The sequence below is a fragment of the Streptomyces sp. NPDC085937 genome, from assembly GCF_044540535.1.
In the GTDB taxonomy this organism is placed as follows: domain Bacteria; phylum Actinomycetota; class Actinomycetes; order Streptomycetales; family Streptomycetaceae; genus Streptomyces.
Genome location: NZ_JBITSH010000005.1, coordinates 210944 through 222394, shown reverse-complemented (window position 1 = coordinate 222394; position 11451 = coordinate 210944). Strand labels below are relative to the sequence as shown.

Sequence of the window (11451 nt, the reverse complement as noted above, 5' to 3'; positions counted from 1 at the left end):
CGTCACCCCTGTGATGCCCGGCTGGCGGTCACCCAACCGGATCAGTGCCAGCACGATATCCCTGAGTGCCAGTTTTGGGGAGGGTTCGCGGCACTGAGTGCCACCCGTGACGTTGGGCACCGCGCACCCGTGACCCAGGCCACGGTGGGCCCTCGGGGGTGACGCGGATACGGCAGGATGACCGCGTGACCGACCGAGACGCCGTTCCCCTCGATCTCGCCTCGATGCGCAAGCAGTACCGGAGCGAGGGGCTCTCCGAGACCGACCTCGCCGCCACCCCCGTCGAGCAGTTCGCGCGCTGGTTCGCGCAGGCCGCGCGGGAGGGCGGGCTGTTCGAGCCGAACGCCATGATCGTGTCGACCGCGGACGCGGCGGGCCGGCCCAGCTCGCGCACGGTGCTGCTGAAGCAGTTCGACGAGGCGGGGTTCGTCTTCTACACGAACTACGCCTCCCGCAAGGGCCGTGACCTGGCCGAGAACCCGCACGTCTCGCTGCTGTTCCCGTGGCACCCGGTGGCCCGGCAGGTCATCGTCACCGGCACGGCGCGGCGCACCGGCCGCGACGAGACGGCCGCGTACTTCCGCACCCGGCCGCACGGCTCACAGCTGGGCGCGTGGGCCAGCGGCCAGTCGACGGTGATCGCGTCCCGCGAGGTGCTCGACACCGCGTACGACGAGCTGGCGGCGCGCTACCCGGAGCCCGAGCGGGTGCCGGTGCCGCCGCACTGGGGCGGTTTCCGGGTCGTGCCCGAGACGGTGGAGTTCTGGCAGGGCCGCGAGAACCGCCTCCACGACCGCCTGCGGTACGTGGCCGTGCCCGGCGGCGGGTGGAGGGTGGAGCGGCTGGCGCCGTGAGCGGATCCCCCGCGGGACGCGCCGGACCGTCCGGGGGCCGCCCCGTCCGGGACGGAACACCGGACTGTCGCCGCGGACGCCCGCCGCCGGGGGACCCTGAGGCGGTGCCGCCGACCGTGACCTCAGCGCAGGGCGTCGTCCAGGAGGGCCGCCCACTGGGCGACGACGCGTTCGCGGCGGGCGGTGTCGTCGGTGAGGAGGTTCGCGAGGCCCAGGCCGCGGGCCATGTCCAGGAGCCCCTGCACGGTCTCCCGGGCACCGGGGCGGGACTCGTCCGCGCCGAGGAGTTCCACCGCGATGCGGTGCGACTCGCGCCCGACGCGCAGCTCCAGCTCGGTCACGCGGGGGCGCAGCTGCTCCTCGTCGGAGGCGGCCACCCACAGGTGCAGGGCGGCGCGGAACAGCGGGCCGGTGTAGAGGCCGACGAGGGCGGCGACCACCGCGCGGCGGTCGGAGGCGGCTGCCCCCTCCGGGAAGAGCGCGCGCAGGGCCGTGGAGCGTTCCTCGGCGACGTACTCCACGGCGGCCGTGAACAGGTCCTCGCGGGTCGGGAAGTGGTGCTGGGCGGCTCCCCGGGAGACACCGGCGCGTTCGGCGACGACGGAGACCGTGGAGCCCGCCCAGCCGTGTTCGGCGAGGCAGGCCACGGCGGCCTCCAGCAGCCGCTGCCGGGTGGCCCGGCTGCGGTCCTGCTTGGGGACGCGTGCCGCACGGTCGGCCGTGCTCACCTCGCCCATGCCGCGCTCACACCACCCATTCCGGATCCCGTCGTTCGAGGAACGCCGTCATGCCCTCGCGTGCGGACGCGGAGGCGAAGAGGCGGGCCGAGAGCGCGGTCAGGGTGTCCGCGTCCCGGTCGAAGGTCTCCAGCACCTTAGCCGTGAGCAGCCGTTTCGTCTCGGCGAGGGCCTCGGGGGCGGACCGGCGCAGCCCGTCCAGGACGGGGGCGAGGGTGTCGTCGACGTCCTCGCCGGCCGCGGTGAGCAGGCCGATACGGGCGGCCTCGTCGGCGTCGAAGCGTTCCCCGGTGAGGTAGTAGCGGGACAGGGCGCGGGGGTCGGTGCGGGGCAGCAGGGGCAGGGAGATCACCGCCGGGGCGACCCCGATGCGCACCTCGGTGAAGGCGAACGTCGCCGCGCGGGAGGCGACGCCGATGTCGCAGGCGGCGAGCAGTCCGAGACCGCCCGCGCGGACGTGCCCGGTGACCCGGGCGACGACCGGCTTCGGCAGCTCGACGATCTGCCGCACCAGCCCGACCAGTGCGGAAGGGTGGGGCGGGTCCTTGAGGTCGGCGCCCGCGCTGAACGTGTTGCCGGTGTGGGTGAGGACCACCGCGCGGACGCCGGGGTCCTTCCCGGCGTCGGTGAGCGCGGCGGCGAGGTCGCCGACGAGGGCGGCGGACAGGGCGTTGCGGCGCTCCGGGGCGTCGAGGGACAGGGTCTCGACGCCCCGGGTGCGACTGCGGCCGATCAGGGTCACGAGGGCTCCTTGTGCGCCGCCCGGAGTTCGCGGCGCAGGATCTTTCCGGAGGCGGCGCGGGGCACGCCGTCGATGAAGGTGACGTGCCGGACCCGCTTGTACGGGGAGACACGCTCGGCGACGAACATCATGACCTCGCCCTCGGTGAGTTCCGGGGCGGAGGCGTGGCGGACGACGAAGGCGTGCGGGACCTCGTTGCCGTCGTCGTCGTAGACGCCGATGACGGCGGCGTCGGCGACGCCGGGGTGGGTGAGCAGCAGCGCCTCCAGCTCGGCGGGCGCGACCTGGAAGCCCTTGTACTTGATGAGCTCCTTCATCCGGTCGACGACGAACAGCCAGCCCTCGTCATCGACATGGCCGACGTCCCCGGTGTGCAGCCACCCGTCCTCGTCGATCATCACGGCGGTGGCGTCGGGACGGCCGAGGTAGCCCTTCATCACCTGCGGGCCGCGGATGAGGATCTCCCCGGACTCGCCCGGCCCGAGGTCCTTGCCGGGGTCGTCGAGGGACACGATCCGCATCTCGGTGCCGGCGATGAGCTTGCCGACGGTGCCGGGCGGCGCCTGGTCCATGAGGTCCAGCGGGACGACGTGGGTGCCGGGTGACAGCTCCGTCATGCCGTACGCCTGGCCGACCGGGGGCAGGCCGAGCCGCTGCGCGCAGGCCGCGGCGAGGCTCGCGTCCAGGGGCGCGGCGGCGCTGATGACGTGCTTCAGCGAGCTGAGGTCGTACTGGGCGACGAGGGGGTGCTTGGCGAGGGCCAGCACGATCGGCGGGGCGACGTAGAGGGCAGTGATGCGGTGGTTCTGGACGGCCGCGAGGAACTGCTCCAGGTCGAAGCGCGGCAGCACGACGACGGTCGCGCCGTGCCGCAGCGGGGCGTTCATCAGGGCGGTCAGGCCGTAGATGTGGAAGAACGGCAGCACGGCGAGGATGCGGTCGCCGGGGCCCGCCGTGATCGCCGGCTGGAGCTGGGCAAGGTTGGTGGCGATCTGCCGGTGGGTGAGCATCACGCCCTTGGGGACGCCGGTCGTCCCGGACGAGTACGGAAGCGCGGCGACGTCCTCGGCCGGGTCGATGTCGACGACCGGCTCGGGGCCCGTGCAGGCCAGCATGTCGATCAGCGAGCGGTGTCCGGGCGCGCTGTCACAGACGAAGATCTCCTCGACCCCGCCCGCGAGTTCGGCGGCCCGGCGCGCGGAGTCCAGCAGCGGCGAGACGGTGACGATCCAGCGGGCCGCGCTGTCCTTCAGCTGTTTGGCGAACTCCTCGGGCGTGGCGAGAGGATGCACGGTGGTGACGGAGGCGCCCGCGCGGGTCGCCGCGTAGAAGGCGGTGGGGAAGGCGATCGTGTTGGGGCTGTGCAGGGCGAGCACGTCCCCCTTGCGCACGCCCGCCTCGGCGAGCCCGGCGGAGACCCGCCGGTGGAACCGGTCCAGCTGTTCGTAGGTGAGGGTGGTGCCGTCGGTGCCGTCGATCAGCGCCGGGACGCTCCCGAACTCGGCGGCGCGCCCGAGCACCGCCTCGTGGATGGGAAGGTCGACCGGCGTGACGTCTGCGTACGCGCTGCGGAACATGGTTCCTCCAAGACGGCCGGGGAGCCCGCCTGTCGCCTAGTACGACTTGGGCAGGCCCAGGGTCTGGTGGGAGACGTAGTTGAGAATCATCTCCCGGCTCACCGGGGCAATACGAGACACGCGCGCGGCCGTTATCAGCGAGGCGAGCCCGAACTCCCGGGTGAGGCCGTTGCCGCCGAGGGTGTGCACGGCCTGGTCGACGGCCTTCACGCAGGCCTCCGCCGCCGCGTACTTGGCCATGTTGGCGGCCTCCCCGGCGCCGATGTCGTCGCCGGCGTCGTAGAGGTGGGCGGCCTTCTGCATCATCAGGCGGGCCAGTTCGAGGTCGATGTGCGCCTGCGCGAGGGGGTGCGCGATCGCCTGGTGGGAGCCGATGGGCGCCTTCCAGACGGTGCGGTCGCGGGCGTACTCGACGGCGCGGGACAGCGCGAAGCGGCCCATGCCGATCGCGAAGGCGGCCGTCATGATGCGCTCGGGGTTCAGACCGGCGAACAGCTGGAGCAGGCCCGCGTCCTCGTCGCCGACGAGCGCGTCGGCGGGCAGCCGCACGTCGTCGAGGGTCAGCTCGAACTGCTTCTCCGACGCGTTGAGTTCCATGTCGATCTTCTGGCGCTGGAAGCCCGGGGTGTCGCGCGGGACGATGAACAGGCAGGGCTTCAGGCTCCCGGTGCGGGCGTCCTCGGTGCGGCCGACGATGAGCGTGGCGTCGGCGATGTCCACCCCGGAGACGAACACCTTGCGGCCGGTGAGCAGCCAGTCGCCGGTGTCGGGGTCGCGGCGGGCGGTCGTGGTGATGCGGTGGGAGTTGGAGCCTGCGTCGGGCTCGGTGATGCCGAAGGCCATGGTGCGGGTGCCGTCGGCGAGGGCGGGGAGCCAGGCGCGCTTCTGGTCTTCGGTACCGAAGCGGGCTATCACCGTGCCGCAGATCGCGGGGGAGACGACCATGAGGAGGAGGGGGCAGCCCGCGGCTCCCAGTTCCTCCAGGACGATGGAGAGTTCGGAGATGCCGCCGCCTCCGCCGCCGTGCTCCTCCGGGAGGTTGACACCGAGGTAGCCGAGTTTGGCGGCCTCCGCCCAGAGTTCGGTGGCGGGCCTGCCCTCTTCCACGGTGCGGGTGAAGTAGGCGCGGCCGTATTTGTGGCCCAAAGCGGATACCGCTGTGCGGAGGGCCTTGTGTTCTTCTGACTCGATCACCGGCATGTGGGCTCCTTGGGAGGAGGGGCTGTGAGTCGTGGGGCGGGTGCGGGTGCGTTTCGGCTGGGCGCGCAGTTCCCCGCGCCCCTTTGGGGTGGTCCGGTCGCGTGGTCGCTGCGGTGTCGTGGGGGTTGCTCGCGCAGTTCCCCGCGCCCCTAGAGGGCGTTTTTCTCCACGACCGCCAGCAAGGTGCCGAGTTCCACCTGTTGGCCCTCCGTCGCGTGGAGGGCGGTGAGGGTGCCTGTTGTGGGGGCCGTGATCTTGTGCTGCATCTTCATCGCCTCCAGCCAGAGCAGGGGCCGGCCCGCCTCCACCGACGCGCCCTCGGTGACGCCCTCCGCGATGCGGACGACCGTGCCGGGCATCGGGGCGAGGAGGGAGCCGGGGGCGTGGTCGGCCTCGGGGTCGGGGAAGCGGGGGAGGACGGTGAGGGCCGTGGAGCCGACGTACACGCGGTCGCCGTACCGGCTCACCTCGTAGCGGCGTCCTACGCCGTCGGCTTCGAGGATCACCAGGGCAGGGTCCGCGTGGACGACCGTCACACCGTCGGCCGCGAGGCCGGTGCGGGTGTGGCGGTAACGGACCTCGTGCTCCTCGCCGTTCATCGCGTACCGCTTGACCTGCGGCTGCGAGGGCACGTTGCGCCAGCCGCCGAAGCGGGAGCGGCCGTGCGCGTCGGCGAGGGCGGCGGCGAGCGGCGCGTACGGGTCGGCGGCCGGCGCGGTGAGGGTGGGCAGGTGGCGGTCGTAGAAGCCGGTGTCCATGCGGCCCTGGGTGAACTCCTCGTGGCGCAGGGAGCGGACGAGCAGGTCGCGGTTGGTGACGGGACCGTGGATCACCGCGCGTTCCAGGGCGGCGGCCAGCTTGCGGACCGCCTCCGCGCGGGTGGGGGCGTGGGCGACGACCTTGGCGAGCATCGGGTCGTAGTGGACGCCGATGGCGTCGCCGTCGGTGTAACCGGTGTCGAGGCGGACGGCGCCGGGGACGGCGAGGCGGTGGAGGCGGCCGGTCTGCGGGGCCCAGTCGTGGGCGGGGTCCTCGGCGTAGAGGCGGGCCTCGACGGCGTGGCCGCGCGGGGCCGGCGGCTCGGGGTCCAGCGCGTGTCCTTCGGCGACCCGGATCTGCTGGGCAACGAGGTCGATGCCGAACACCTCCTCGGTGACGGGGTGTTCCACCTGGAGCCGGGTGTTCATCTCCAGGAAGTGCGCCCGTTCGCCCGCGACCAGGAACTCCACGGTGCCGGCGCCGACGTAGCCGACCGCGCGGGCGGCGCGTACGGCGAGCGTGTGGAGTTCCTCGGTGAGCGGATCGGTGAGGCCGGGGGCCGGGGCCTCCTCGATCACCTTCTGGTGCCTGCGCTGGAGGGAGCAGTCGCGGGTGCCGAGCGCCCACACCGTGCCGTGGGTGTCGGCGAGGACCTGCACCTCGACATGGCGGCCGTTCTCCAGGTACGGCTCGACGAACACCTCCCCGTCACCGAAGGCGCTCGCCGCCTCCGCGCGGGCGGCGGCGAGTTCCGCGTCCAGGTCGGCAAGGGCGCGCACGACGCGCATGCCGCGTCCGCCGCCGCCCGCCGCGGCCTTCACCAGCACCGGCAGGTCGGCCTCGGTGACGTCCGTGAGCGGTGCGACGCCCATGAGCTGCTTGGCGCGCGTCTTGGACGCCATCGCCTCGATCGCCTCCGGCGGCGGCCCGATCCACACCAGGCCCGCGTCCTGGACGGCGCGCGCGAAGCCGGCGTTCTCGGAGAGGAAGCCGTAGCCGGGGTGCACGGCGTCCGCACCGGCCGCGAGGGCGGCCTTCACGATCAGGTCGCCGCGCAGGTACGTGTCGGCGGGCGCCGAGCCGGGGAGCCGTACGGCCGTGTCGGCGACGCGTGCGTGGAGGGCGCCCGCGTCGGCGTCGGAGTGCACGGCGACGGTCGCGATGCCGAGGTCGCGGCAGGTGCGGGCGATGCGGCAGGCGATCTCACCACGGTTCGCGACAAGGACGGAAGAAATCACGGGTTGCCTCACATCCGGAAGACGCCGAAGCCGCCACGCGCGCCCTCGTACGGCGCGTTGTGGACGGCGGACAGGCACAGGCCGAGGACGGTGCGGGTGTCGCGCGGGTCGATGACGCCGTCGTCGTACAGTCGCCCGGACAGGAACATCGGCAAGGACTCGGACTCGATCTGCTGCTCCACCATGGCGCGCAGCGCCGCGTCCGCCTCGTCGTCGTACGGCCGTCCCTTCGCCGCCGCGGACTGGCGGGCGACGATGGACAGCACGCCGGCGAGCTGCTGCGGGCCCATGACGGCGGACTTGGCGCTGGGCCAGGCGAAAAGGAAGCGCGGGTCGTAGGCGCGGCCGCACATGCCGTAGTGGCCGGCGCCGTAGGAGGCGCCCATGAGGACGGACAGGTGCGGGACACGGGAGTTGGAAACGGCGTTGATCATCATCGCGCCGTGCTTGATGATGCCGCCCTGCTCGTACTCCTTGCCGACCATGTAGCCGGTGGTGTTGTGCAGGAACAGCAGCGGGATGTCGCGCTGGTTGGCCAGCTGGATGAACTGGGCGGCCTTCTGCGACTCCTCGCTGAAGAGCACGCCTCGGGCATTGGCGAGGATGCCGACCGGGTAGCCGTGCAGGCTCGCCCAGCCGGTGACCAGGCTGGTGCCGTACAGCGGCTTGAACTCGTCGAAGTCGGAGGCGTCGACGATCCTCGCGATCACCTCGCGCGGGTCGAAGGGGATCTTCAGGTCGCCGGGGACGATGCCGAGCAGGTCCTCCGGGTCGTACTTGGGCGGCTCGGCGGGGCCCGGATCGGGGTGTGCCTTGCGGTGGTTGAGCCGTGCGACGACCCTGCGGGCCTGGCGCAGCGCGTCCGGCTCGTCGACGGCGAAGTGGTCGGCGAGGCCGGAGACACGGGCGTGCATCTCCGCGCCGCCCAGCGACTCGTCGTCGCTCTCCTCGCCGGTCGCCATCTTCACCAGCGGCGGGCCGCCGAGGAACACCTTGGCCCGCTCCTTGACCATGATCGCGTGGTCGGACATGCCGGGGATGTACGCGCCGCCCGCCGTGGAGTTGCCGAAGACGACGGCGATCGTGGGGATGCCGGCCGCCGACAGCCGGGTCAGGTCGCGGAAGATCGCGCCGCCCGGGATGAAGATCTCCTTCTGCGAGGGCAGGTCGGCGCCGCCGGACTCGACCAGGCTGATGACGGGGAGCCGGTTGGCGAGCGCGATGTCGTTGGCGCGCAGGGCCTTCTTCAACGACCAGGGGTTGCTGGCGCCGCCGCGCACGGTCGGGTCGTTGGCGGTGATCAGGCACTCCACGCCCTCGACGACCCCGATGCCGGTGACCATGGACGCGCCGACCGTCCAGTCGCTGCCCCAGCCGGCCAGCGGGGACAGCTCCAGAAACGGGGTGTCGGGGTCGAGCAGCAGCTCGATCCGCTCACGGGCGAGCAGCTTGCCGCGCTTCCGGTGCCGCTCGACGTACTTCTCGCCACCGCCCGCGAGGGCCTTGGCGTGCTCGGCGTCGAGTTCCGCCAGCTTGGCGAGCATCGCCTCCCGGTTCTCCCGGTGGTCCGGGTCGGACGGGTTCAGGGCGGACGCGAGGACCGTCACAGGAGCACCTCCGGGATGTCGGCGTGCCGGGAGCGCAGCCACTCCCCCAGCGCCTTGGCCTGCGGATCGAAACGGGCCTGCGCGGCGACGCCCTCGCCGAGGATCCCCTCGACGACGAAGTTCAGGGCGCGCAGGTTCGGCAGCGCGTGCCGGGTGACGGGCAGCTCGCGGGCCTCGGGGATCAGCTCCCGGAACCGCTCGACGGTCAGCTCGTGCGCGAGCCACCGCCAGGCCTCGTCCGTCCGCGCCCACACACCGACGTTGGCGTTCCCGCCCTTGTCGCCGCTGCGGGCCCCGACGACCCGGCCGAGGGGCGCACGGGCGGTCGGCCCCGGCGGCAGCGGCTCGGGGAGGGCGGGTGACGGTACGGCGTCGAGGGCGGCGGTGTCCTGGGGCGGGTCCACGGTGATCCGACGCCCGTCATGGAGGACAGCCACATGGTCGACGTCCCCATGGGGCACGTACACATCCTCGAAGACCCCATAGGGCGAGCCCTTCCCCGGTGGCGCCACCACATGGAACCCGGGGTAGCTGGCCAGCGCCAGCTCGATCGCGGCCCCGCTGAGCACCCGCCCCACCTTCTGCTGGTCCGCATCCCGTACGACGAGACGCAGCAGCGCGCTGGCGGTCTCCTCCGTGCCGGCGTCGGGCCGGTCGGTGCGGGCGAGCTCCCAGCGCACGTCGGCGGGCGGCGACGCGGCGAGGGCGTCGCGCATCTGCTCCTTGACCAGCGCGGCCTTGGCCTCGATGTCGAGTCCGGTGAGCACGAGGACGACCTCGTTCCGGAAACCGCCGAGCCGGTTGCGGCCGACCTTGAGCGTGGACGGCGGAGCCTCCCCGCGCACCCCCCCGATCCGCACCCGGTCCGGGCCGTCCTGGGTGAGCGTGACGGTGTCCAGCCGGGCGGTGACGTCCGGCCCGGCGTACCGGGCACCACCCGTCTCGTACAGCAGCTGCGCGGTGACCGTGCCGACGTCGACGAAGCCGCCGGTGCCGGGGTGCTTGGTGACGACGCCGGAGCCGTCGGGGTGGATCTCGGCGAGAGGGAAGCCGGGGCGCCGCAGGTCGCGGGGGTCGCGTTCGGCGAAGAAGGCGTAGTTGCCGCCGGTCGCCTGCGCCCCGCACTCCAGGACGTGCCCGGCGACGACCGCGCCGGCCAGCCGGTCGTGGTCGTCGGGCTTCCAGCCGAAGTGCGCGGCGGCGGGCCCGGTGACGAGGGCGGCGTCGGTGACCCGTCCGGTGACGACCACGTCGGCGCCGGCCCGCAGGCACTCCGCGATGCCGAAGCCGCCGAGGTAGGCGTGGGCGGCGAGGCTGCCGGGGTGGCGGGCGGTGAGGTCGTCGCCCTCGACGTGGGCGACCCGTACGGGGATGCCGAGCCGGCCGGCGAGGGCACGCACGGCGTCCGCGAGCCCGGCCGGGTTGAGCCCGCCCGCGTTGGTGACGATCCTGACGCCCCGCTCGTGCGCGAGGCCCAGGGTGTCCTCCAGTTGCCGCAGGAAGGTGCGGGCGTATCCGGCGGAGGGGTCCTTCAGCCGGTCGCGGGCGAGGATGAGCATGGTCAGCTCGGCGAGGTAGTCACCGGTGAGGACGTCGACCTCGCCGCCGGTGAGCATCTCGCGCAGGGCGGTTGAGCGGTCGCCGTAGAAGCCGGAGAAGTTGCCGATGCGCAGGGGCACCGCCGCCTCCGCCGTCTCTGCCCCTGCCGCCGTCGTCGCCGTCACCGCGCGGTGCCCCCCTCCGGCTCCCGTCCGGCGCCGGGCGGCCCGGCGAAGGCCTGGGCGATGTCCAGCCAGCGGTCGGCGTCGGGGCCGTCGGCGGTGAGGGCGAGGTCCGCGCGGTGGGCGCGCTGGGTGACGAGGCGGCAGAAGTCGAGCGCGGGCCCGGTGACCCGCTGGGGCGCGTCCTCGGGCCCGTACGCCCACACCTCTCCGCACGGCCCGGTGAGCTCGACGCGGAAGGGCTCGGCGGGCGGGGTGAGACCGTGCGCCCCGTAGGCGAAGTCCCGGGTCCGCACCCCGAGCCACGCCACATGCCTGAGCCGGACGGTGGGTGGCCGCGTCACACCGATCGTGTCGGCGATGTCGAGTCCGTGGGCCCAGGTCTCCATGAGGCGGGCGGTGGCCATGGAGGCGGCCGACATGGGCGGTCCGTACCAGGGGAACCGCGCCCCGGCCGGCGCTTCCCGCAGCGCCTTCTCCAACGCCGCGCGCCCCTCCCGCCACCGGGTGAGCAACTCGGCGGGCGCGGCCCGGGCGTACTCCTCGGCACCGTCGTCGACGAAGGTGTGCGGGGCCGCCAGGGCCTTCTCCACCAGCCCCCCGAACCGGTCCGCGTCGGTGACGGCGAGCAGCGAAGAGTGGTCGGTCCAGGCGAGGTGGGCGATCTGGTGGGCGACGGTCCAGCCAGGGGCGGGCGTCTGCCCCGCCCAGTGCTCCGTACCCAACTCGGCTACCAGCCGGTCCAGTTCATCACTCTCGGCACACAGGTCGTCGATGACACGCGTCGGGTCCGCCATGGGGGGAGCATGGCAGCGGCACATAAAACAATCAAGCACGCTTGCTGGATTGTCTCGGCCGGCTCCGGCACCGAGCCGGGATGCGCCGACCTGGATCAGGACGCCCGCCGAGGAGGTGGACCGCCGGCTTCTTCGACGGGCCGTTTCGACCGCCGGAGCGAGTGGTGGCCGGACCGGCCGCTTCCCGGGGCGGGACAGCACGAGCACCCCGCCCAAGTC

General features: G+C 73.2%; 9 protein-coding genes. 1 reads left to right on the top strand and 8 read right to left on the bottom strand.

Annotation, left to right across the window (positions count from 1 at the left end):
* The first annotated feature begins 185 nt into the window (after positions 1-185).
* Positions 186-854, top strand: a complete 669-nt coding sequence (pdxH, locus tag ACIF8S_RS13695) for a pyridoxamine 5'-phosphate oxidase (RefSeq protein WP_399999271.1) — start codon at positions 186-188, stop codon at positions 852-854.
* A gap of 122 nt (positions 855-976) precedes the next feature.
* On the opposite strand, the gene ACIF8S_RS13690 is transcribed toward pdxH, so the two are convergent.
* The 8 genes from ACIF8S_RS13690 to ACIF8S_RS13655 form a co-directional block, all read right to left on the bottom strand.
* A complete protein-coding gene (locus tag ACIF8S_RS13690; RefSeq protein WP_399999269.1) occupies positions 977-1591 on the bottom strand; it encodes a TetR/AcrR family transcriptional regulator in 615 nt (204 codons plus the stop codon).
* 7 nt (positions 1592-1598) lie between these two features.
* Positions 1599-2333, bottom strand: coding sequence for an enoyl-CoA hydratase family protein (locus ACIF8S_RS13685; RefSeq protein WP_399999268.1), 735 nt, complete (start codon positions 2331-2333; stop codon positions 1599-1601).
* The gene (locus tag ACIF8S_RS13680) at positions 2330-3910 is read right to left on the bottom strand and encodes a 4-coumarate--CoA ligase family protein (protein ID WP_399999267.1); all 1581 of its coding nucleotides are present in this window, start codon (positions 3908-3910) and stop codon (positions 2330-2332) included. Before ACIF8S_RS13680 ends, ACIF8S_RS13685 begins: the two co-directional genes overlap by 4 nt.
* Before the next feature lie 36 nt (positions 3911-3946).
* Positions 3947-5110 (bottom strand): acyl-CoA dehydrogenase family protein, encoded by a 1164-nt coding sequence (locus ACIF8S_RS13675; protein ID WP_399999266.1) that lies wholly within the window; start codon positions 5108-5110, stop codon positions 3947-3949.
* A 149-nt stretch (positions 5111-5259) separates the two neighbouring features.
* Positions 5260-7107 (bottom strand): acetyl/propionyl/methylcrotonyl-CoA carboxylase subunit alpha, encoded by a 1848-nt coding sequence (locus ACIF8S_RS13670; RefSeq protein ID WP_399999265.1) that lies wholly within the window; start codon positions 7105-7107, stop codon positions 5260-5262.
* Positions 7108-7115: 8 nt separating this feature from the next.
* Positions 7116-8714, bottom strand: coding sequence for an acyl-CoA carboxylase subunit beta (locus ACIF8S_RS13665; RefSeq protein ID WP_399999264.1), 1599 nt, complete (start codon positions 8712-8714; stop codon positions 7116-7118).
* Positions 8711-10438, bottom strand: coding sequence for an acyclic terpene utilization AtuA family protein (locus ACIF8S_RS13660; protein WP_399999263.1), 1728 nt, complete (start codon positions 10436-10438; stop codon positions 8711-8713). The genes ACIF8S_RS13665 and ACIF8S_RS13660 overlap by 4 nt, the downstream gene beginning before the upstream one ends.
* Complete coding sequence (locus tag ACIF8S_RS13655; protein WP_399999261.1) at positions 10435-11232, bottom strand: TIGR03084 family metal-binding protein; 798 nt, start codon at positions 11230-11232, stop codon at positions 10435-10437. Before ACIF8S_RS13655 ends, ACIF8S_RS13660 begins: the two co-directional genes overlap by 4 nt.
* Between the last annotated feature and the right edge of the window lie 219 nt (positions 11233-11451).